Origin of the sequence: Micromonospora sp. NPDC047740, assembly GCF_043204735.1 — a bacterium.
Classification (GTDB): domain Bacteria; phylum Actinomycetota; class Actinomycetes; order Mycobacteriales; family Micromonosporaceae; genus Micromonospora.
On the sequence record NZ_JBIDCT010000014.1, the window covers coordinates 112,354 to 133,379 of the forward strand.

Annotated in this window: 18 protein-coding genes, 1 other RNA gene and 1 pseudogene; 6 read left to right on the forward strand and 14 right to left on the reverse strand. The window is 72.2% G+C overall.

All coding sequences use genetic code 11. From position 1 onward, the window contains the following. Nucleotides 1-95 precede the first annotated feature (95 nt). Complete coding sequence (gene mdlC / locus ACGF4F_RS25235) at nucleotides 96-1,691, forward strand: benzoylformate decarboxylase (RefSeq protein ID WP_357436640.1); 1,596 nt, start codon at nucleotides 96-98, stop codon at nucleotides 1,689-1,691. A gap of 3 nt (nucleotides 1,692-1,694) precedes the next feature. On the opposite strand, the gene ACGF4F_RS25240 is transcribed toward mdlC, so the two are convergent. The 10 genes from ACGF4F_RS25240 to pruA all read right to left on the reverse strand — a co-directional run bounded on the left by ACGF4F_RS25240 (nucleotide 1,695) and on the right by pruA (nucleotide 10,419). Continuing rightward, the gene (locus tag ACGF4F_RS25240) at nucleotides 1,695-2,699 is read right to left on the reverse strand and encodes a hypothetical protein (RefSeq protein ID WP_357436637.1); all 1,005 of its coding nucleotides are present in this window, start codon (nucleotides 2,697-2,699) and stop codon (nucleotides 1,695-1,697) included. A gap of 39 nt (nucleotides 2,700-2,738) precedes the next feature. Beyond that, on the reverse strand, nucleotides 2,739-3,209 hold the full coding sequence (locus ACGF4F_RS25245) for a hypothetical protein (protein WP_357436635.1): 471 nt from the start codon (nucleotides 3,207-3,209) through the stop codon (nucleotides 2,739-2,741). Between the two features lie 124 nt (nucleotides 3,210-3,333). Next, nucleotides 3,334-3,987 carry a hypothetical protein gene (locus ACGF4F_RS25250; protein WP_357436632.1) on the reverse strand — a complete coding sequence of 218 codons (654 nt, stop codon included), beginning with the start codon at nucleotides 3,985-3,987 and terminating at the stop codon, nucleotides 3,334-3,336. Nucleotides 3,988-4,074: 87 nt separating this feature from the next. Further along, nucleotides 4,075-4,450, reverse strand: a transfer-messenger RNA (tmRNA) gene (ssrA, locus tag ACGF4F_RS25255). Between the two features lie 104 nt (nucleotides 4,451-4,554). Further along, the gene (gene smpB, locus ACGF4F_RS25260; protein ID WP_357436629.1) at nucleotides 4,555-5,034 is read right to left on the reverse strand and encodes an SsrA-binding protein SmpB; all 480 of its coding nucleotides are present in this window, start codon (nucleotides 5,032-5,034) and stop codon (nucleotides 4,555-4,557) included. Between the two features lie 129 nt (nucleotides 5,035-5,163). After that, nucleotides 5,164-6,039: a permease-like cell division protein FtsX gene (ftsX, locus tag ACGF4F_RS25265; protein WP_357436626.1), complete on the reverse strand. Its 876-nt coding sequence runs from the start codon at nucleotides 6,037-6,039 to the stop codon at nucleotides 5,164-5,166. 73 nt (nucleotides 6,040-6,112) lie between these two features. Then, nucleotides 6,113-6,793: a cell division ATP-binding protein FtsE gene (gene ftsE / locus ACGF4F_RS25270; protein ID WP_073832794.1), complete on the reverse strand. Its 681-nt coding sequence runs from the start codon at nucleotides 6,791-6,793 to the stop codon at nucleotides 6,113-6,115. 118 nt (nucleotides 6,794-6,911) lie between these two features. Beyond that, nucleotides 6,912-8,033 (reverse strand): peptide chain release factor 2, encoded by a 1,122-nt coding sequence (gene prfB / locus ACGF4F_RS25275; RefSeq protein ID WP_357436622.1) that lies wholly within the window; start codon nucleotides 8,031-8,033, stop codon nucleotides 6,912-6,914. 62 nt (nucleotides 8,034-8,095) lie between these two features. Continuing rightward, nucleotides 8,096-8,614 carry a PadR family transcriptional regulator gene (locus ACGF4F_RS25280; protein ID WP_357436619.1) on the reverse strand — a complete coding sequence of 173 codons (519 nt, stop codon included), beginning with the start codon at nucleotides 8,612-8,614 and terminating at the stop codon, nucleotides 8,096-8,098. 176 nt (nucleotides 8,615-8,790) lie between these two features. After that, nucleotides 8,791-10,419, reverse strand: a complete 1,629-nt coding sequence (gene pruA / locus ACGF4F_RS25285; RefSeq protein WP_393080822.1) for an L-glutamate gamma-semialdehyde dehydrogenase — start codon at nucleotides 10,417-10,419, stop codon at nucleotides 8,791-8,793. 525 nt (nucleotides 10,420-10,944) lie between these two features. Here pruA and ACGF4F_RS25290 point away from each other — a divergent pair. Continuing rightward, the gene (locus ACGF4F_RS25290; RefSeq protein WP_393080825.1) at nucleotides 10,945-12,009 is read left to right on the forward strand and encodes a hypothetical protein; all 1,065 of its coding nucleotides are present in this window, start codon (nucleotides 10,945-10,947) and stop codon (nucleotides 12,007-12,009) included. 15 nt (nucleotides 12,010-12,024) lie between these two features. On the opposite strand, the gene ACGF4F_RS25295 is transcribed toward ACGF4F_RS25290, so the two are convergent. Next, the gene (locus ACGF4F_RS25295) at nucleotides 12,025-12,534 is read right to left on the reverse strand and encodes a DUF6912 family protein (RefSeq protein WP_393080828.1); all 510 of its coding nucleotides are present in this window, start codon (nucleotides 12,532-12,534) and stop codon (nucleotides 12,025-12,027) included. Between the two features lie 207 nt (nucleotides 12,535-12,741). Between ACGF4F_RS25295 and ACGF4F_RS25300 the strand changes: the two genes are divergently transcribed. Both ACGF4F_RS25300 and ACGF4F_RS25305 read left to right on the forward strand, forming a co-directional pair. Further along, complete coding sequence (locus ACGF4F_RS25300) at nucleotides 12,742-12,969, forward strand: helix-turn-helix domain-containing protein (RefSeq protein ID WP_357436609.1); 228 nt, start codon at nucleotides 12,742-12,744, stop codon at nucleotides 12,967-12,969. A 102-nt stretch (nucleotides 12,970-13,071) separates the two neighbouring features. Next, entirely contained in the window at nucleotides 13,072-13,662 is a 591-nt protein-coding gene (locus ACGF4F_RS25305) for an Rv3235 family protein (protein WP_393080976.1), read from the forward strand. Between the two features lie 217 nt (nucleotides 13,663-13,879). On the opposite strand, the gene secA is transcribed toward ACGF4F_RS25305, so the two are convergent. After that, the gene (gene secA, locus ACGF4F_RS25310) at nucleotides 13,880-16,798 is read right to left on the reverse strand and encodes a preprotein translocase subunit SecA (protein ID WP_357436606.1); all 2,919 of its coding nucleotides are present in this window, start codon (nucleotides 16,796-16,798) and stop codon (nucleotides 13,880-13,882) included. Between the two features lie 169 nt (nucleotides 16,799-16,967). Between secA and ACGF4F_RS25315 the strand changes: the two genes are divergently transcribed. Both ACGF4F_RS25315 and ACGF4F_RS25320 read left to right on the forward strand, forming a co-directional pair. Continuing rightward, on the forward strand, nucleotides 16,968-18,125 hold the full coding sequence (locus ACGF4F_RS25315) for a GNAT family N-acetyltransferase (RefSeq protein WP_393080832.1): 1,158 nt from the start codon (nucleotides 16,968-16,970) through the stop codon (nucleotides 18,123-18,125). After that, on the forward strand, nucleotides 18,122-19,237 hold the full coding sequence (locus tag ACGF4F_RS25320) for a GNAT family N-acetyltransferase (protein WP_393080835.1): 1,116 nt from the start codon (nucleotides 18,122-18,124) through the stop codon (nucleotides 19,235-19,237). Before ACGF4F_RS25315 ends, ACGF4F_RS25320 begins: the two co-directional genes overlap by 4 nt. A gap of 79 nt (nucleotides 19,238-19,316) precedes the next feature. Here ACGF4F_RS25320 and hpf read toward each other — a convergent pair whose 3' ends face one another. Both hpf and ACGF4F_RS25330 read right to left on the reverse strand, forming a co-directional pair. After that, a complete protein-coding gene (gene hpf / locus ACGF4F_RS25325) occupies nucleotides 19,317-19,967 on the reverse strand; it encodes a ribosome hibernation-promoting factor, HPF/YfiA family (protein ID WP_357436597.1) in 651 nt (216 codons plus the stop codon). A gap of 254 nt (nucleotides 19,968-20,221) precedes the next feature. Then, nucleotides 20,222-21,019: pseudogene (locus ACGF4F_RS25330) on the reverse strand (ComF family protein). Nucleotides 21,020-21,026 lie beyond the last annotated feature (7 nt).

The window sequence follows — 21,026 nt, forward strand, 5'->3', positions numbered from 1 at the left end:
CGAAAAGCAGGCAACCGCCGGATAGATTCGGTTCGTCGGGGAACTGATCATCGGGCCGTCTCCCCGCACCGTTGGGGGACGGGGGGCAGTCGGCGATGGCAACGGTCCGCGACACCACGTACGACCTGCTGCGCGCCCTGGGGCTGACCACCGTCTTCGGCAACCCCGGCTCCACCGAGGAGCCCTTCCTCCGCGACTTCCCCGCCGACTTCCGCTACGTGCACGCGCTGCAGGAGGCGGCGGCGGTGGCCATGGCCGACGGGTACGCCCAGGCCACCGGCCGGCCCGCGCACGTCAACCTGCACACCGCCCCGGGCACCGGCAACGGGATGGGCAACCTGGTCACCGCCTGGCACAACAAGACCCCGTTGATCGTCAGCGCCGGCCAGCAGACCCGGGAGATGCTGCTGCTCGAACCCCGGCTGGCCAGCCGGCGGGCGGCGGAGCTGACCCAGCCGTACGTCAAGTGGGCCCACGAGCCGGCCCGCGCGCAGGACGTCCCGGCGGCCTTCATGCGCGCGTACGCCACGGCGGTGCAGCCCCCCGCCGGGCCGGTGTTCCTCTCCGTGCCGATGGACGACTGGAACCAGCCCACCGATCCGCCCCCGCAGGTCCGGACGGTGGCCACCCGGGCCGCCCCGGACCCGGACCGGCTGCGCGGCTTCGCCGCCACCCTCGCGGCCAGCCGCGCCCCGGTGCTCGTGCTCGGCGCGGCGGTGGACCGGGCCGACGCGTGGCCGGCGGCCGTGGCGCTCGCCGAACGGCTGGCCGCCCCGGTCTGGGCGGCCCCGGCCCCGGAGCGGGCCGTCTTCCCCGAGGACCACCCGCACTTCCGGGGGGTCCTGCCGTACGCGATCGGCCCACTCGCCGGGGCACTGCGCGGGCACGACACGGTGCTGGTGGTCGGCGCGCCGGTGTTCCGCTACTACCCGCACGTGCCGGGCGACTACCTGCCCGACGACGCCCGGCTGCTGCACGTCGCCGACGACCCGGACGAGTCGGCCCGCGCCCCGGTCGGGGAGAGCCTGCTCGGCGACGCCGGGCTGGCCCTGGCGGGCCTGCTGGAGCTGCTGCCGCCGGCGGACCGGCCAGCCCCACCGGTCCGGTCGGAGCCGGAGACGCCCGAGGCGACCAGCCCGCCGAGCGCCGACGCGCTCTTCGCCGCGCTGGCCCGGCACTGGCCGGCCGACGGGGTGCTGGTGCAGGAGTCACCGTCCAACCTGGCCGCGCTGCGCCGCCGGCTGCGGATCAACCGGCCCCGGTCGTACTTCACCATGGCCAGCGGCGGCCTCGGGTTCGGGCTGCCGGCAGCGGTCGGGATCGCCCTGGCAGAGCGGGACACCGGCCGCGGCCGGCCGGTCGTGGCCGTGGTCGGCGACGGCTCCTTCCACTACTCCGTGCAGGCGCTGTGGACCGCCGCGCAGCTGCGCCTGCCGCTCGCCGTCGTGGTCCCGGTCAACCACCAGTACGCCATCCTCAAGGCGTTCGCCGAGCTGAAGCACACCCCCGGCGTGCCCGCGCTGGACCTGCCCGGGCTGGACGTCGCCGCGATCGCCCACGGCTACGGCTGCGCGTCCGCCGTGGTGGACCCGCTGGACCGGCTCGGGGAGGCGCTCGACGCGGCGCTGGCCGCCGACCGGCCGACGGTGCTGCCGGCGCCGATCAGCACCGAGCTGCCCCGGATCCTGTGAGTCTCATCGCCGTACCAGGGTGAGGGCGGTGCCGCTGCCCACGTCGAGCACCGTCCGGGCACCCAGCGGCGCCTTCAGGGTGAGGCTCACCGGTTTCAGCTCCAGCTGCGCCGTGCAGATCCCGGTCGACCGGACCACCCCGGCGCCGAGCACCACCACGTCGTCCCGCTCCAGCACCAGCGGGGTGACGCCGCTGTCGCACGCGCCCACCCCGACCCGGTAGTCCAGGCGGGCCCCGTCCACGGCGTCGAGGGTCTGCACGGCCACCACCACGTCGGGCAGCGGCCGGGTGGAGGCCACGGCCTCCGGCTTGGCGCCGACCGCGCGTGGCGCGACCGCCAGCCGGGCCACCGGCACCCGCAGTTCCGCCACGGTGAACAGCCAGGCCGGCACCTCGGCCACGCCCCGGCTGGTCCGCACCGAGGCGCTGCCCAGCGTCACCCCGGTGACCGTCAGCGGAATGCAGGGGGTGTCCACGTGGGTGGCGACCGGGCTGTCCGGCCCCGTGCGGGTGGGCAGCAGGCCGTCCGGTCCCGGCTCGATGGTCGGCCCGCCGTCCTTGAGGGGCCCCGGCCCGCCGGTGGGCGGCGTCATCGGCCGCCCGTCGCACGGCGGCGGGTCCCCCTGGTGCAGTTGTGCGTACGCGTCGGCGGCGCTGATCAGCGGCACCCGCAGGGTGCCGTCGGGGAACCGGATCGTCCCGTCGGCCGGCGTGGCGGTGGGCAGGGCGATCTGGTCCCGGTACCAGCCGAGGAGGAACGCCTGCTTGGTGTCGCCGGTGAAGCCCGGCTCCCCGGTCAGCACGGTGGCGTCCTCGAGCGGCACGTAGCCGCTGCGCCACACCTCGCCCGGTCGCCAGGCGTCGGCCACCTCGCCGGCGCGCTGGTGGAACGCCTCCCAGCGGTGGTCGGCAGGATCGACCGACGGCCCGGCAGGAGCGGAGCCGGGCGCGGCGCAGCCGGCGAGGAGCAGCAGCGGCAACCCCAGCAGAGCGATCGTGCGACGCATGCCGGTTGGACGGCGCGTCCCTGCCCGCGGTTCCGCTGGTCAGGTCTCCCCGCCCAGGTCCGTCTGGTACGCCTCCCAGAGCAGGTCCGCGCCCCGCTGCCGGTGCCGGTCGAGGGCCCGCAGCAGGTGCCCGACCCGTTCCCGCAGCTCCTCGGCCGGCACGCCGGGCAGCTCGACGGCGCGTTGGAGGGCGAGGAGCGCCGCGGCGATGGCGGCGTGCTCGTGGGTCAGCCGGCGTACCCCCCGGTCCAGCCGGGGCGCCTGCAGGAGCAGTTCGGCGTAGAGGCCGCTGGGGCCCTCGGTGAGCCGGACGTGCTCGGCGAAACCGCGCCGGACCGGGCCGAGCTGGACGACCAGGTGCTCCCGCCAGCGCGGCTGCTCGGCCGGCCCGGCAAGCACCCGGGCGAGGGCGTGCAGGTCGCCGGGGAGCGCGGGTCCCGGCTGGCGCGCGGCGGGCGGTCGGCCCGCCGCGACGACGGTGGACGGCTGCTGGATCGGACCGGTGACCATGGGCACCTCCCGCTGCTGCGCTTCCGCGTACAGCGATGGTGGACCTGGTCGGGCGGGCTGTCCAGGGTGATCCGGCGCCTCATCTGTCCCATTGGCCCCACCGGCCCCAGCTGTCCCAAACGCCTCAGCGACCCAGCGGATTGCCCGCCATGCTGCGGAGCTGACCGGCCAGGACGTGCGCGTCGGCGTCCCGGCCTTGGTCGGGCCGGCCGGCGGTGATCGCGTCGGCGAGCGCCCGCAGCTCGTACGGCGGCAGGGTGGCCAGCCCCATGCCCTGCAACGGGATGGTGACCTGCCGGCCGCTCTCCCGGTCACGGGCGACCACGGTCGGCACCCGCAGCACCGCGTCGTTGCCGCCCCGGTAGGCGACCGCCCCGCCCCGCACCTCGGCGGTGGCCAGGTCGACGGTGCGGGTGGCGAACGCGCCGCGTACGGAGGCCCGGGTCCCCTCCAGCCAGGCGGCGGTACGCAGCACCCGCAGCAGCAGATAGAGGCCGAGCAGCACGATCGGCAGGCCGCAGAGCCCGACGAACCGGACCGGCCCTGCCGGAGCGCTGTCGTTCAGCGCCGGAGGGAGCATGTCGGGCGGCAGGTCCCGCGCCTCGTCGTACGACGGGAACGGGTCGCCGACGCCGGTCAGCCGGCTCAGCAGGCGATCGGCGAAGACCGGCAGCAGCACGAACACCGCCCCGAAGGCGGTGCACAGGACACCCACCACCGCCGCGAAGGCGCGCTGGCCGGGCGCGGCGCCCACGGAGAGCCGGATCTTCTCGTTCATCACAGGCGGCAGCTTAGATGCTGGTGGCAACGGGGCCGGAGACGACTGTGCGCCCCGGTCCGGGTGGACCGGGGCGCACAGGTCAGGTGGTGGAGGTGCCGGGAATCGAACCCGGGTCCTTCGCCGCCTTGTCAGGGCTTCTCCGAGCGCAGCTCGCTGTGCCTCTACTCGGCCCCTCCGATCACGCGAGCGAGTCGGTGTGACGGGCCCAGTCGCTGATTGATCTCGCCGCACGGACCCCGCGACCGGGTCCGCTTGGCCAGCCTTCTAGCTGATGCCGGCTAACTGGGTCGAAGGCGCTCCCAGGCCGACAGACTTGCTACTCGCCTCAGGCGGCGAGAGCGAAGTCAGCGCGATTGTTCTTGGCGCTTATTGGTTTCCGACGACCGATTCACGAGACGACGTCGGCTTCCTCGGCTCGCTTCCCCTGCCGCAACGTACGAAGTCGAAACCAGTCACCCCCTCGAAGGGCTGCCCCTGTCGGCAGCACCACCAAGCCTAACGCCTGCCGCAACCGGATTCATCCCGAGGCCCGCCCGATCATGGATCGGGACATCGGGGGAGGAATCAGTCGTCCATGCCCTTGCCGCGCCGGCCGACCACCCGGGCGATCTCCCGGTCGGCGTCCCGCTTGGCAAGGTCCTGGCGCTTGTCGTACGACTTCTTACCCCGGGCCAGGCCGATCTCCACCTTCGCCCAGCCGTCGGAGAAGTAGACCTGCAACGGCACCATGGTGAGACCGCTCTCCCGGGTCTTGCCGATCAGCCGGTCGATCTCCAGCCGCTTGAGCAGCAGCTTCCGGGTACGCCGGGGCTCGTGGTTGGTCCAGGTGCCCTGGGTGTACTCCGGGATGTGCATGCCGTGCAGGTAGAGTTCGCCGTCACGCTCCTGGGCGAACGCGTCGACCAGCGAAGCCCGGCCGGCCCGCAGCGACTTGACCTCGGTGCCGGTCAGCGCCATGCCCGCCTCGTACGTGTCGAGGATGGCGTAGTCGTGGCGCGCCTTCTTGTTGGAGGCGACCACCTTGCGGCCCTTTTCCCGTGGCATCGGCGCCACCTCCCTTCCACTCGTCCGCGACCATCGGCCGCGGAGCGGGATCATGCTACCCGAATGACAAGGACCCTCCCGCGCCGTTTATTCCGGCGCGGGAGGGCCCTCGGAGAGCCGTCGCGCTGACTAGACCCGCAGGTAGAAGCGCAGCGTGACCCAGGCGGTGACCGCGCTGACCAGGCCGCCGACGCCGGCCATCAGCGGGAACATCAGGAAGATCTCGGACCAGGAGACCGGCGTGATCAGGCCCTCCACGGCCGCCATCGACCCGCCGGCGGCCACGACCTTCAGGCCGATCAGGGCCAGCAGGCCGAGGACCGAACCGATCAAGCCGGCGACGATGGCCTCCAGCACGAACGGGGCCTGGATGAACCAGTTGGAGGCACCGACCAGTTTCATGACCGCGACCTCGCGCCGCTTGCTGTACGCGGCGACCTGGATGGTGTTCGCGACCAGCAGCAACGCGGCGACCGCCATCACCACCGCGATGGCCAGGGCGAAGTTCTGGATGCCGGTGAGGACGTTGAAGACCTTGTCGAGGAGCTTGCTCTGGTCGACGATCGTGTCGATCCCCTCGGCGGTCTTGTACTCGTCGTAGATGCTCTTGTACTGCTCCGGGTTGTTCAGCTTGATCCGGAACGACGGCGGGAGGCTGTCCTCCTTGACCGCGCTGATCAGGTCGGGCGCGTCCTGGAACATCTCCTGGAAGCGCTTGTACGCCTCCGTCTTGTCGACGTAGGTGACCTCCTTGACCAGCGGGTCGGACTTCAGCTTGGCCTCAAGGTCGCCTCGCTGCTGGTCGTTGACGTCGGTCTTCAGGAAGATCGAGACCTGGACGTTCTCGTAGTAGAGGTCCTTCATGTCGCCGACCTTCTGGTAGAGAAGGCCGCTACCGCCCAGCATGAACAGCGACACACCCATCGTGATGATCATCGCGATGGTCATCGTGACGTTGCGCCACAGTCCGACCAGTACCTCGGAAAGGACGTACTTCATCCGCATCGGGAAATTCCTCCGGCTCTCCGGCGTGAGGTGTTCGTCGTCAGGATCTACGGATCGTCAGCGGGGCGACGGCTCAGCCGTAGACGCCGCGAGCCTGGTCGCGCACGATGCGGCCGCTCTCGATCTCGATGACGCGACGGCGCATCTGGTTCACGATGTTGGAGTCGTGCGTGACCATCACGACGGTCGTGCCGGTGCGGTTGATCCGGTCCAGCAGGCGCATGATCTCGATCGACGTGTCCGGGTCCAGGTTTCCGGTGGGCTCGTCCGCCAGCAGGATCAGCGGCCGGTTCACGAACGCCCGGGCCACCGCGACCCGCTGCTGCTCACCACCGGAGAGCTCGTGGGGGTAGCGGTGCTCCTTCCCACCGAGGCCGACCAGCTCCAGCACCTCCGGAACGACCCGGCGGGCGACCGCCTTGGTCTTGCCGATCACCTCCAGCGCGAACGCCACGTTCTCGTAGGCGGTGCGGTTCGGCAGCAGGCGGAAGTCCTGGAAGACGCAGCCGATGGAGCGCCGGAAGTGGGGTCGCTTCCAGGAGCGCATCGACGTGACGTCCTTGCCGTTGACGACGACCCGCCCCTTGTTGGGGGTGACCTCGTGCAGCAGCATCTTGATGATCGTGGACTTGCCGGAGCCGGATGGACCGATGAAGAAGACGAACTCGCCCTTCTCGATCGAGACGGACACGTTGTCGAGCGAAGGCCGGGACGCCTTCGGGTACGTCTTCGTCACTTGCTCAAGCTGAATCACGGGTCGAGAGTCTACGCGGTGTAACCGGAGAGCCAAGCCCCACGCCCCGCCGAAGCGAGTCGCGTCATCGATTCAGCCGGTCACCCAGAGATCGACGACGCGTTCCGTCGGAGGCCGATCACGCACCGTCAGCGCTGAGCTGCTGCTGCTTACGCCACCGGATGCCGGCCTCGATGAAGCTGTCCAGCTCACCGTCGAACACCGAGGACGGATTGCCCGTCTCCTGCTCGGTACGCAGATCCTTCACCATCTGATACGGGTGCAGGACGTACGAGCGCATCTGGTCGCCCCACGAGCCGGCGGCGTCGGTCTTGAGGCCCTGGAGCTTGGCCTGCTCCTCCTGGCGCTTGCGCTCCAGCAGCCGGGCCTGGAGCACCCGCAGCGCGGAGGCCTTGTTCTGCAGCTGCGACTTCTCGTTCTGGCAGGTGACCACGATGCCGGTCGGGATGTGCGTGATGCGCACCGCCGAGTCGGTGGTGTTGACGCTCTGCCCGCCCGGGCCGGAGGAACGGTAGACGTCGATCCGCATCTCGTTCTCGGGGATCTCGATGTGGTCGGTCTGCTCGACGACCGGCAGCACCTCGACGCCGGCGAAGCTGGTCTGCCGCCGCCCCTGGTTGTCGAACGGGCTGATCCGGACCAGCCGGTGGGTGCCGGACTCGACGCTCAGCGTGCCGTACGCGTAGGGCACCTTGACCGTGAAGGTGGCCGACTTGAGGCCCGCCTCCTCGGCGTACGAGGTCTCGTAGACCTCGGTCGGGTAGCCGTGCCGCTCGGCCCAGCGCAGGTACATCCGCAGCAGCATCTCGGCGAAGTCCGCGGCGTCCACGCCACCCGCGCCGGCCCGGATGGCGACCAGCGCCTCCCGGGAGTCGTACTCCCCGGAGAGCAGGGTGCGGACCTCCATCTCCTGGATGGCCTTGGTCAGCCCGGTGATCTCCGTCTCGACCTCGGCGAGCGTGCCCGGGTCGGATTCGGCCTGGGCCAGCTCCAGCAGCACGCCGGCGTCGTCCAGCCGGGCGCGGAGGTCGGAGAGCTTGTTGATCTCGCCGTTGACGTACGACAGCTGCGACGTCACCTGCTGCGCCTTGGCCTGGTCGTCCCAGAGGTCGGGCGCGGAGGCCTCCTGCTCCAGGCGGCCCTTCTGCTCGCGCAGCTTGTCGAGATCGAGGACGGCCTCGATGTTGCGCAGGGTGGCGTCGAGTTCCTTGAGCTGTTCGGCGTAGTCGGCAGAGGTCACGACAGACAAGCGTACTTGGCCGCTCGGCGTCCGCTCACCTCAGATGCCTCTACCCGGGCTGGTCATCCGCCGACCGGGGCGGACTTGAGCCAGGACAGCGCCGCCTTGTGGTACGCGACGGCGAACTCCAGCGCGCTGGCGTCGTACGCCTCGCCTTCCTTCTTGGCGTTCTTGGCCTGCTCACGCGCCGCCGCGAGGGCCTCGGAGTGGTACTCGTTCGCCGAGGCGTAGAGGTTCTTGAGCTGACTCGGCGAGTGCAGGTCGCCGAACGCGATCCGCAACGCGGTCGGGTTACGGATCGTGTCCCGCCCGGGGTTCTCCGCCAGCCAGCGGGAGAACGTCCGCTTCCCGGCCGCCGTGAGCGCGTACGGCTGGCTCATCCGCGGCCCGGGCTTGCCGAGCCGCACCAGCCCCTTCTCAGCCAGCACCGGAAGCTCCCGGTAGACCTGGCTGCGGGTCATCGACCAATACGGCGCCAGCCGCCGCTCGGCGGCGGCCATCAGCTGGCCGCCTGTCATCGGTCCTTCGTGCAGCAGACCCAGCAGGGCCGCGGCCGTCGGGTTGACTCCGGATTCCGCCATGCCCTCTAAGCTGCCACTTCGCCCGACCCGGCGTCCAGGATTTCCGGTTTTCGCCACCCGTTGGGTCGTCCGATGTGCACTGTCGGCCGACGACAGTCCGCCGGGGACGTCCACGCCCTCACCCGGCCGGCCGGCCGCCGGTGACGCTCCGTGCGTCACCGGCGACCATCAGCAGGTCAGGCCATGTGCGGGTACCCGTGGTCGGTCGGCGGGACGAAGGTCTCCTTGATCGTCCGCGGCGACATCCAGCGGACCAGGTTGTGCCAGGAGCCCGCCTTGTCGTTGGTGCCGCTGGCCCGGGCGCCGCCGAACGGCTGCTGCCCGACCACCGCACCGGTCGGCTTGTCGTTGATGTAGAAGTTGCCGGCCGCGTACCGCATCTTTTCGGCCACCTGGTCGACCACCCGACGGTCGGTCGCGAAGATCGACCCGGTCAGCGCGTACGGGGCGATCGCCTCGGCCTGGGCGACCACCTCGTCGAACCGGGCGTCCTCGAAGACGTGCACGCCCAGGATCGGCCCGAAGTATTCGGTGGTGAAGGTCTCGTGTGCGGGGTCGGAGCACTCGAACAGCGTCGGCCGGACGAAGTAGCCGACCGAGTCGTCGGCGGTGCCGCCGGCCAGGACCCGGCAGGTGTCGTCGCCGCTGATCAGGTCCAGCGCGGCCTGGTGCCGGCCGAACGCCTTGTCGTCGATGACCGCGCCGCCGAAGTTGCGGAAGTCGGTGACGTCGCCGTACGCCAGCGAGTCGGCGGTGGCGGCGAGCCGGTCCCGCAGCCCACCCTCCCAGATCGACCGCGGGACGTACGCCCGCGACGCGGCCGAGCACTTCTGGCCCTGGTACTCGTAGGCGCCCCGGATCAGCGCGGTGTGCAGGGCGTCCACGTCCGCGCTCGCGTGCGCGACCACGAAGTCCTTGCCGCCGGTCTCGCCGACCAGCCGCGGGTAGCCCCGGTAGCGGGCGATGTTCTCGCCGACCGTCCGCCACAGGTGCTGGAACACCTTGGTCGACCCGGTGAAGTGGATGCCGGCCAGGTCCGGGTCGGCGAGCACCACGTCGGAGACCTCCTCGCCGCGCCCGGTGACCATGTTGATCACGCCGGGCGGCAGCCCGGCCGCCTCGAACAGCCGCATGGTGAAGTGCGCGGCGAACTGCTGGGTCGGGCCCGGCTTCCAGACCACCGTGTTGCCGAGCAGGGCCGGCGCCGACGGCAGGTTGCCGGCGATCGCGGTGAAGTTGAACGGGGTGACCGCGTAGACGAAGCCCTCCAGCGGCCGGTGGTCGAAGCGGTTCCACACCCCCGGCGAGGACATCGGCTGCTCCGCCAGCAGCTTGCGGGCGAAGTGCACGTTGAACCGGAGGAAGTCGATGAACTCGCAGGCCGAGTCGATCTCGGCCTGGACCACCGTCTTGGACTGGCCGAGCATGGTGGCCGCGTTGAGCGTGTCCCGCCACGGGCCGGAGAGCAGGTCGGCGGCGCGCAGGAAGATCGCGGCCCGCTCCTCGAACGGCAGCGCCCGCCACATCGGGGCCGCGTCCTTGGCGGCCTTGACCGCGGCGCGGGCGTCGTCGTGGGTGGCGTGCCCGGTGATGCCGAGCACGTGGGCGTGCTTGTGCGGCTGGACCACCTTGATCGGGTCACCACCGGCCATCCGCTGCTCACCGGCGATGGTCATCGGCAGCTCGATCTGCGCGGCGGCCAGCTCGGTCAGCCGCCGCTGGAGCCGCTCCCGGTCGGCGCTGCCGGGCTCGTAGGTGTGGACCGGCTCGTTGCGCGGCTCGGGTACGGAGAACACGGCGTCCATCACGGCTCCTGTGCGATCTCGACGGCGGTGGCGAAATCGGACCCGCGGGCACCGACCGGGCGGCCGGGTGCCGAGCACCGCGCGGCGGACCGGTGCGGCGGCGGGACCTCGGCCAATTCTTCCATGCGACACCCCCGCCCCACCCCCGCCGCCCCCGGCGAAGCCCGCCCGCAGCCGACACCCGGACGCACCGGCACACACCGGACCGTAGGCCGCCCCACCCCCGCCCCGATGATCCATCAGCCCGCAACCATTCCTGCCTACGATCCGTCACCAGCCCTCCGCATCGTCGGCCAGGCGGTGAGGAGGCCGCGGATCCCGTCGGCACCGCCCCGGTGCCGGGCCCACCCACCCGTCTCAGGCGCTGTCGAACGTCCGGCCGCCACCCGCTGGCGGGCGCCGGCCCGGGTCGGCACCGACCGGCGGGCGGGTCCCGAAGGGCGCACCGGACGCCGCGTACCCTGGATGACCGGTGACCTGCCCGGCCCGTCGCGGCCGATCCGGCGTCCGTCGAAGGGGAACACGATGAGCAACCAGCCCGGCAGCTCCACGGCTGCGGAGCCGGACCAGCCCGTGGTCGACCCGGCCGACGAGCCGGAGCAGCCGAGCACCGACCCGGCCGACGAGCCGGCCACCCCGGAGGGCACCGGACGACCGGCGTACGCCCCCGGCGCGGTGGTGCTGGCGCTGTTGGCGGTCGGCTGGCTCGCCGCGATGCTCTGGTCCACCCGGGCCGCGATCAGCTCGGCCGCGGCCGGCCTCACCGCGATCAGCCTCTCCGCGTACGCGCTGCCCGGCGTGATCTGCGCCGCGCTGGTCGCCGGCGCCGCGGTCGCCCTGGCGGTGACCAACCCGCTCGGCCGGGCCACCCTGCGCTTCCTCGCCGCCGTCGGCACCGGCCTGTTGGTCGGATTCGCCGCCGCGGTCGCGATCAACCTCACCTACGCCGACAACGCGACCACCAACACCATCGCCGGCACCACCGCGGCGGCGGCGATCATCGGCGGCGCGCTGGCCGGCGCCCGCAACGCCCGGGTGGTGGGCGGGCTCGCCAGCGCCACGCTGGCCGCGCAGGTCTTCGTGGTGCTGTTCAGCCGTGCTCGGGACCCGCTGTCCGACCTGTTCGGCGCCGGCGACACCCAGCAGTCGATGCTCGACGCCGCGAAGTGGGTCTCCCGCACCGAGTCGCTGCTCGCCGGGCTGATCGCCGGCCTGGTGGCGTTCGGCTACCTCACCTGGGCCCGCCGCCGCGCCGCCCGCCGGGGCGGCTCCGCGGCCGACAGCTCCAGGTCGCGGGGCGGCGAGCTGGAGCTGTCGCAGCTGCGCTGGCCCGCGTACCTGGTCGCCGGGGCCGGGCCGGGCCTCCTCCTGCTGCTCACCGAGGTGATCATCCGGATCGGCGGGCGCGACCTGCTCAACCTGGCCGCCGCGCTCAGCGAGGCGGACCAGGTGGCCCAGACCTCCCTCGGCACCTCCCGCCTCGACAACGGCATCTGGGTGCTCTTCGTCGGGGCACTCACCACGCTCATCGCGTTCGGCCGCACCCTCGGCCCACGCACCGTCGAGGAGGACGAGCAGGTCGCCGCCTGACCCCTGGGGTGCGGGTCAGGAGATCGCGCGCAGCAGCAGGTCCAGCTCGGTCACGTCGTACCACTCCAGCTCGTGGTCCTCGGCGCCGTCGACGGTGAACTGGGCGTCCGGGTCACCGGCCTGCGCCTCGGCCACCACCTCGGCGGCGGCCGCCACGTCGTCGACCGCCTCCGCGCCGTCCACGTGGATCGCGGCGACCGTCTTGACGGGCACCGGCCCGACGAGCCGGACCAGGCTGGACCCCAGCTCGCCGCCGACCCGGCCGACCGCGCGGGTCGGCAGGTCCACCGAGACCACCACCCGCCGGCGGGGCGCGCCCGGGTCGCCCCGGAGCAGCAGCAGCGCGTCCTGGGCGGCCCGGGTGAAGGCGACGTACTCCAACTCCTCCTCGTCGCCCTCGGCGTACCACTCGCGCAGCTCCGGGGTGACCGCGTGCGCCTCACCGATCGCGAGGCCCTGCTCGCGCAGTTGCGCCAGGAGCGGGACGGTCGCCGGCACGTACACCCGGACAAGCTCGTCGGTCACCGGTCTCTCCCCTGCTCAGGCCCGGCCGGCGGATGCCGGCCCCGGGCGCCGATCATGCCGTACGCCGTGACCGTCATACACCCCGCACCCGCCCGGGAGAAGTTCCTCGCCGGTGTGTCCGCCGACCGGATCGCCGCACCGGGCGCTGGGGCGGAACGGCTGCTGGTGGCAAACTGAGGCAAACGAAAGCCAACCCCGGGAGTCACCGTGGAGCCCAGGTTCCTGCTGCTGTCCGACGTGGCCGCCGAACTCAACGTCTCGGACTCGCAGGTCTACCACATGGTGCGCAGCGGCGAACTGCCCGCCATCAAGATCGGCGGCCGCGGGCAGTGGCGGGTGGAACGCGCCCGGCTGGAGGAGTACATCCAGCACAAGTACGCCGAGACCGCCGAGTGGGTACGCGGCAACCCGCTGGTCGAACGCGACCCGGAGTGATCGCGCGACCCCGTAGCGGCATTGACGGGCGATGCTGCCCTGTTCGACGATGAGGCCCTGTCGGAGGCAAACGGAAGCAAACGCAAGGAACAGGGGTTGAGGATGGTCGACACCCGCCGCCCGTTGGCACCGCGTCCCCCGGTCCGGCTCCGACCCGCCCCACCGATCGACCCGCCCTGCACCGACGAGGGCTCGCCCTGGGCCGACGTCGATCAACTCACCCTCGACCTGTTCGACCCGCGCCGCCGGGATCCCGACCCGCCCGACGGGCGCGCCCCCGACGTCCGACCGGTGCCCACCGGCCCGGGCCGCCGCACCGGCGGGCCACCCGCCGCCGCGCTGGCCACCGCCACCCCCGAGGCCACCCGGGCGGCGCACCGGTTCGTCCGCACCTTCCTGGAGATCGTCAACGGCTACCAGCCACCCGGTCAGCTCCGGCCGCTCTGCCTGCCCGACGCCACGACCCGGGTGGCCACCGAGCTGACCCGGGCGGCCCGACGCGTGGGCCCGGTACGCCGCCGCGCCACCCGGCCGGCCCTCCAGCTCCGCCGGCTGCGGGTCTGCGAGCCGCGGGCCGGGGCCGCCGGGGCCGCCGCCGTGCTCGCCGGAGCCGGCGGCGCCAGCTGGGCGATCGCCCTGCGCGTCGAGCACCGACGCGGCACCTGGCTCTGCACCACCCTCGAGGTGCTCTGACCCGCCGCCGGCGGCTGCGCCCCGGCCTGCGCAATCCGCTCGAGACGACGTCCGCCCGACCGGCGCGATCGACTCGGGATGCCGCACATCGCGCCCTCCACCAGCGCGGACACCGCCACCCGCCGCAAGGCGAGTCGATCAAGGGAATGGCTGGCCACGGACGGGGACGGGCCCCGGCCGTATTCGGCCGGGGCCCGTCGTCGCTGGTGCGGGCGGGTCAGTTGCCGCCGTTGGGGGCGCCGTGGCACCGCTTGTACTTGCGACCGGAGCCGCACGGGCAGGGCGCGTTGCGGGACGGACCCTCGCCGGCATCCACCTGGCCGGGCGCGGCCCGGCGGGCGGTGCTGGCGGCGACCGCCTGCCCGTTCATCCCCGCGGCCGCCGGGCGCCGGGGCTTGCCCGAGGCGGACGGGGCGGCGGGCCGGGCGGTGCTGTCCGGGTTGCCGATGCCCAGGGCCGGCGCCTGCTCGTCGGCCCGCTCGATGGCCGGCGCGCCGCGGCCGGCCTCGCCGTCGATGGCGGGCGCGGAGTATTGCAGGCCCTGCTGCTGCGGCGCGCGGTTGAGGCCCTTGGCACGGATCTCGACCGGCTTCTCCAGCAGCTGCACCTCCTCGGCCTCCGGCTCGGGCTCCTCGACCTGCACCTCCAGGTTGTAGAGGAAGCCGACCGTCTCCTCCTTGATGCCGTCCATCATGGTGGCGAACATGTCGAAGCCCTCGCGCTGGTACTCGATGACCGGGTCGCGCTGGGCGTACGCCCGCAGGCTGATGCCCTCCTGCAGGTAGTCCATCTCGTAGAGGTGCTCGCGCCACTTGCGGTCGATCACCTGGAGCAGGACCATCCGCTCGAGCTGGCGTACCGCGTCCTCGCCGAGCTGCTCCTCGCGCCGGTCGTACGCGCTGTGCGCGTCCTCCTTGAGGCGGGCGAGCAGGAAGTCCTGGTCGAGGCCGGCCCGGGAGCCCACCTCCTCCTCCAGCTCGTCGATGGTGACGCCCACCGGGTAGAGCTGCTTGAGGCTGGCCCAGAGCTGGTCGAGGTCCCAGTCCTCGGCGTAGCCCTCGCTGGTGGCGCCCGTGACGTACGCGTTGATCACGTCGTCGATCATGTTGCGGACCTGGTCGGAGAGGTCCTCGCCGTTGAGCACCCGCAGGCGCTCGGCGTAGACCACCTGGCGCTGCTTGTTCATCACCTCGTCGTACTTGAGGACGTTCTTCCGGATCTCGGCGTTCTGGCCCTCGATCTGGGCCTGCGCGCTCTTGATCTGGCGGGTGACCATCTTCGACTCGATGGGCACGTCCTCGGGGATGTTGAAGCGCTCCATCACCGCCTCGACGGCACCGGCCCGGAAGCGCTTCATCAGCTCATCCTGGAGCGAGAGGTAGAAGCGGGACTCGCCCGGGTCACCCTGCCGGCCGGCGCGACCGCGCAGCTGGTTGTCGATCCGGCGGGACTCGTGCCGCTCGGTGCCCAGCACGTAGAGGCCGCCGGCGGCGGCCACCTCCTCGGCCTCGGCGTCGCAGGCCTGCTTCCACTCGGGCAGGACCTCCTCCATCGCCTTGGCGTACTCCTCCGGCTGCTCGACCGGGTCAAGGCCGCGCTGGCGCAGCTCGTTGGCGGCGAGGAACTCGGCGTTGCCGCCGAGCAGAATGTCCGTACCGCGGCCGGCCATGTTGGTGGCCACGGTGACCGCGCCCTTGCGCCCGGCTTGGGCGACGATCTCCGCCTCCTTGGCGTGGAACTTGGCGTTCAGCACGGAGTGCGGGATGCCCCGGCGGCGCAGCAGCTGGGAGATGATCTCGGAATTCTCCACCGAGACCGTGCCGACGAGCACCGGCTGGCCCTGCTCGTGCCGCTCGGCGATGTCCTCGACCACGGCGTTGAACTTGGCCTTCTCGGTCTTGTAGATGACGTCCGGCCGGTCCTGCCGGACCATCGGCCGGTGCGTCGGGATGGTCACGACGCCGACCTTGTAGACCTTGTTGAACTCACCCGCCTCGGTCTGGGCGGTACCGGTCATGCCGGAAAGCTTCTCGTAGAGGCGGAAGTAGTTCTGGAGGGTGATGGTGGCCAGGGTCTGGTTCTCCTGCTTGATCTCCACCCCCTCCTTGGCCTCGATCGCCTGGTGCATGCCCTCGTTGTAGCGACGACCGTGCAGGATGCGCCCGGTGAACTCGTCGACGATCAGGACCTCGCCCTCGCTGACGATGTAGTCCTTGTCGCGCTTGTAGAGCTCCTTGGCCTTGATCGCGTTGTTGAGGTAGCCGACCAGCGGAGTGTTGACCGACTCGTAGAGGTTGTCGATGCCGAGCCGGTCCTCGACCTTGGCCACGCCGCGCTCGGTGATGGCGATGGTGCGCTTGGCGTAATCGACCTCGTAGTCGCCCTCGCCGTCGGTGCCCGGCTGCAGGCGGGCCACCACGGCGGCGAACTCCTGGTACCAGCGGGCGGAGTGCTCGGCCGGACCGGAGATGATCAGCGGGGTCCGGGCCTCGTCGATGAGGATCGAGTCGACCTCGTCGACCACCGAGAAGAAGTGGCCGCGCTGCACCAGCTCGTCCCTCGACCAGGCCATGTTGTCGCGCAGGTAGTCGAAGCCGAACTCGTTGTTGGTGCCGTAGGTGATGTCGCACTCGTAGGCGGCCCGGTGCTCGCTGGCCGGCCGGTTGGGCAGCACCACGCCGACGGTGAGGCCGAGGAACTCGTGCACCCGGCCCATCCAGGCGGCGTCGCGCTGGGCCAGGTAGTCGTTCACCGTGACCACGTGCACGCCCTTGCCGGCGAGCGCGTTCAGGTAGACCGGCATGACCGAGGTCAGGGTCTTGCCCTCACCGGTCTTCATCTCGGCGATGTTGCCGAAGTGCAGCGCCGCGCCGCCCATCACCTGGACGTCGTAGGGCCGCTGGCCGAGCACCCGGGCGGCCGCCTCGCGGCACACCGCGAAAGCCTCGGGCAGCAGGTCGTCGAGGGTCTCCCCGTCGTCGAGCCGCTCCTTGAACTGGTCGGTCATCGCGCGCAGCTCGTCGTCGGTGAGGTTGACGTAGTCGTCCTCGATCGAGTTGACGGCGGCCGCGATCGCCTTGAGTCGACGCACCATGCGGCCCTCGCCCGCGCGAAGGACCTTTTCCAGAATCGACACGGATCAACGCTCCCCTAGACAGTCTCGAACCATCGTAGGCGCTCCATCGCGGCGATGGTCACTGGTGGCGACGGTCCATGGCCGCGAACCGGACATACCGCCTGGCTGGCGCGCTGACCCGGCGCAAATCGGGTTACGCCGAACGCGAACGATCCGGCACGATGGCCCGGTGGAGCCCGTGGAGATCGTCGAGGACGGCCTGCTGCTGCGACCCTGGCGGGCGGAGGACGCCGACGCGGTGTACCGCGCCTGCCAGGATCCGGACATCCAGCGCTGGACCACCGTACCTCGCCCGTACCGGCCCGAACACGCGCTCGATTTCGTCGCCCGGCGCAGCGCGGCGGCCTGGGCCGACGGCAGCGGTGCCGAGTTCGCGGTGTGCGACGCCGCCACCGGCGAGTTGCTCGCCTCCTGCGGCCTGGTCTCGATCGACCGGGGCCTGGGCAGCGCCGAGGTCGGCTACTGGACCGCACCGTGGGCGCGGGGCCGGGGCGTCGCGGTCCGGGCCACCCGGGCGGTCGCCCGCTGGGCCTTCGACGCAGGCAAGCTGCGCCGGCTCATCTGGCAGGCCGAGATCGGCAACCACGCCTCCCGACTGGTGGCGCTGCGGGCTGGCTTCCGGATCGAGGGCGAGTTGCGGCTCGCCCAGCCGGCGGTGGACGGGCGCCCCGAGGGCTGGCTCGGCTCGCTGCTCCCCGGCGAGGTGCCCGCCCCGGGCGAGCCCGGACCGGCCGGACCGGACACCCTGGCCGCCCTGCGGGCCGCCGTCTTCGGCCGCCCGCAGCCGGTCCTGTTCGCCACCGCGGGCGCCACCGAGCTGCGGCTGCGCCCGCTGGAGGAACGCGATCTGGAGGCGGTCACGGCGACCTGCCAGGACGCGGAGACCGTCCGCTGGACCAGCGTCCCGCACCCCTACGAGCGAGAGCACGCCGACGGCTACCTGCGCGACGTCGCCCGGGCGGCGTGGGCCCGCGGCACCGGGGCCAACTACGCCGTCGCCGACGCCGAGGACCGGTACGCCGGCTCGATCGACCTGCGGATCTCCCCCGCCGACCCGCTCGTCGCCGACGTCGGCTTCATGGCCGCCCCGAACGCCCGCGGCCGGGGATACCTGCCCGCCGCGCTGGCCGCACTCTGCGCCTGGGGATTCACCACGCTCGGCCTGGCCCGGATCGAGTGGCGGGCCAACGTGGGCAACACCGCCTCCCGCCGGGTCGCCGAGAAGGCGGGCTTCGCCTTCGAGGGCACCGCCCGCAGCGGCATCCAGCAGCGGGGCGAGCGGCCGGATGTCTGGGTGGCCGCGCTGCTCCCGCAGGACCTGGCGTGACGCCGGAGACGATCGAGGCGAACGGGGTACGGCTGCGACCGTCCCGCCTCGACGACCTGGCGGACACCGTGGCCGGCTGCGCCGATCCGGTCACCCAGCGGGGCATCTCCGGGCTCCCGGACCCGTACACGGAGGAGAGCGCCCGGTGGTGGATCACCGAGGGCGCCCCCGCGGCCTGGGCCACCGGCGGCGCCGCGTACGCCATCGCCGACCCCGCCACCGACCGGCTGCTCGGCAGCATCGGCCTGAGCCAACCGGTGCCGACCCGCGGCCAGTGGGAGATCGGCTACTGGGTCGCGCCCTGGGCCCGCGGGCGCGGCGTCGCCACGGCCGCCACCCGGGCGCTGGCCGAGTCGGCCTTCGCCGCCGGCTGCGCCCGCCTGGAACTGCTCACCAACGAGGAGAACACCGCCAGCCAGCGGGTCGCGCTGGCCGCCGGATTCCGCCACGAGGGGGTACGCCGGGCGGCGAACCCGAGCCGCGGGGGAGGCCGGCACGACCTGCTCGCCTGGGTACGCCTCGCCGACGACCCGCCCGGTCCGGCCGCCCGGCTCCTGCCCGACCTGCCCGACGGTCGGCTCACCGACGGCCTGGTGACCCTGCGCCGGCTCGGCCCGGCCGACGCCGACGTGATGTTCCGGCTGCACACGCGGCCGGAGGTGGTGGCCAACCAGGCACCGCCGGTGCCGCCGACCCGGTCCGCGATCGAACGGCGCTGCCGGCTGGCGGAGAGCGCCTGGCTCACCGGCAGCCTGGCCCGGCTGCTGATCCTCGACGCGGCCACCGGCGAACCAGCGGGCAGCTGCGGGCTGTCCTACAGCGACCGGGCGGCCGGCGAGGCGAGCGTCGGCTACGCGCTGCTGCCCGCCTGGCGTGGGCGTGGCTACGCCACCCGGGCGATACGCCTGCTGGCCGGCTGGGCGTTCGGCGTCCCCGGGATCGCCCGGCTCACCGCGGGGACCCTGCCGGAGAACACCGCGTCACACCGGGTGCTGGAGAAGGTGGGCTTCCGCCGGGAGGGGCTGTTGCGCGGCCGGCTGCCCGGACTGGACGGCGGCCGGATCGACGACCTGATCTTCGGCATGCTCGCGTCGGACTTCCCGACGCACTGAGCGTCACGGCCGACGCAGGGACGCGAGGAGCCGCGATGGCTGCCCACCGCGGCTCCTCGGCCGGTGTCACAGGGGGTGGTCAGAGTCCGGTGTCGAGGGAGATGATCCCGTAGTCGTAGGCGTGCCGACGGTAGACGACGCTGGGGCGCCCGGACTCCTTGTCCTGGAACAGGTAGAAGTCGTGGCCGACCAGTTCCATCTGGAACAGGGCGTCGTCGACAGTCATCGGTTCGGCGGGATGCACCTTCTCCCGCGCGATGTGCCACGGCTGGTTGTCGGACTCCCCGTAGCCGTCCTCGTCGGGCCGTTCGGCGACCGCGGTGGCGGTCCCGGTACCGTTCAGCGCCGCCAGCCCCGGCCCGTTGAGGTCGGCGACCGGCAGGTCAGCGGTGGCGGCGGCGACGGAGAGCGGCGCATGCCGCCCCCGGTGCACCCGGCGCCGGTCGGCCGCCCGGCGGAACCGGGTGTCCAACTTGGCGATGGCCGCGTCCAGCGCGCTGTAGAAGTCATTCGTGCAGGCCTCGGCCCGGATCACCGGGCCCCGCGTGACGCAGGTGATCTCCACCCGCTGGCAGTGATCGGCCTGGCGCGGATTGCGCTCGTGGAACAACTCGACGTCCACGCGAATGAGCTTGTGGTCGTAGCGTTCGATCTTCGCAAGCTTTTCGGCTACGTGTACCCGGTAATGGTCCGGCACTTCGACGTTACGGCCCTTGACCACGATGTCCACGTGACCTCCCTTGTTCGGACGGTCGTTCGGTCCGGTTTTCCCCGGTCAACGCGCCCTGGGAGCGTCCCCGCTCGGCGTCGACCGGTCGCGTACGGCTACGCCTCCTTTCACCGCCGGGGGCGGATGGGAAGACCTCCTACCCCCGACACGAAAACGCTAACCCGTGTTCGCGTGGCAGTCACCCCTCGTTGTCAAAAGCTGCCTGGGAATTCTCACAGCTCATACACCAAGGGGTGAAAAGGAAACACGAAGCGTCACCCGAGGCGTCGCTTTTGCGTTGCGGCGAGCACCGCGGCCGCCTTTGGCGTCATTCCCGCCCTGTGCAAGATCCGGCTCACCGCCGCCAACGTGGACCCGGTGGTGACGATGTCGTCGAGCAGCACCACCGGACCGTCGACCCGGACCCCGTCGGCCCGGCGCAGCCGGAACGCCGCGTCGGCCGCGGCGGCCCGTCCGGCGCTGTGTCCAGGGCGACCGAGTCCGGCCGGGGCAGCGCCCACGCCGGCCGGAGCACGCGTACCGGCCAGCCGGCAGCGTGCAGCCGAGCCGCCGCGTGGCGGGTCAACCGGTCCAGATGGTCGCCGTAGCGGGCCCGAGCCGCCCGCGCGGTGTCCCGCAACACCGGCACCACGTCACCGGACGTGCTCACCACCGCCGCGGCCACCACCTCGGCAAGCAGCGCGCCCAGCGGCCGGGCCAGCCCGTGTCGGCCCCGCTGCTGCTTGCTGTCTGCTGCTTGCTGCCTGCTGTGCTTTTTCCTTGTACGCCAGCAGCCGTTACCTCTCAGTGTGCTTTGGTGAGCGCACGGTCGGCAGTCCCGCCTGAGGGTGGGACGGTCCCGGTCTTACCCACGTGGGTGGTGCCGGGTTGACGCTTCGCAGCCACCAGGTCTGGCGGAGACGGGTCAGTGCGGGGCGCAGCGCCATCAACTCGCCGACGCAGCGGGGGCAGAAGCCCTGCCGCAGGCCGGGGATCCGCTTGCCGCATCCGGCGCACCCGGCCGGCAGCACCAGGTCGGTCAGGTCCGCCCAGAGCCCGCCCAGGTCCCGCACCGGCACC

Excerpts from the sequence above, each read along its gene's own strand:
- mdlC (WP_357436640.1), top strand. The coding sequence starts at position 96 with ATGGCAACGGTCCGCGACACCACGTACGACCTGCTGCGCGCCCTGGGG.
- ACGF4F_RS25240 (WP_357436637.1), bottom strand. The coding sequence starts at position 2,699 with ATGCGTCGCACGATCGCTCTGCTGGGGTTGCCGCTGCTGCTCCTCGCC.
- ACGF4F_RS25245 (WP_357436635.1), bottom strand. The coding sequence starts at position 3,209 with ATGGTCACCGGTCCGATCCAGCAGCCGTCCACCGTCGTCGCGGCGGGC.
- ACGF4F_RS25250 (WP_357436632.1), bottom strand. The coding sequence starts at position 3,987 with ATGAACGAGAAGATCCGGCTCTCCGTGGGCGCCGCGCCCGGCCAGCGC.
- smpB (WP_357436629.1), bottom strand. The coding sequence starts at position 5,034 with ATGCCACGGGAAAAGGGCCGCAAGGTGGTCGCCTCCAACAAGAAGGCG.
- ftsX (WP_357436626.1), bottom strand. The coding sequence starts at position 6,039 with ATGCGGATGAAGTACGTCCTTTCCGAGGTACTGGTCGGACTGTGGCGC.
- ACGF4F_RS25280 (WP_357436619.1), bottom strand. The coding sequence starts at position 8,614 with ATGGCGGAATCCGGAGTCAACCCGACGGCCGCGGCCCTGCTGGGTCTG.
- pruA (WP_393080822.1), bottom strand. The coding sequence starts at position 10,419 with ATGGACGCCGTGTTCTCCGTACCCGAGCCGCGCAACGAGCCGGTCCAC.
- ACGF4F_RS25290 (WP_393080825.1), top strand. The coding sequence starts at position 10,945 with ATGAGCAACCAGCCCGGCAGCTCCACGGCTGCGGAGCCGGACCAGCCC.
- ACGF4F_RS25305 (WP_393080976.1), top strand. The coding sequence starts at position 13,072 with ATGGTCGACACCCGCCGCCCGTTGGCACCGCGTCCCCCGGTCCGGCTC.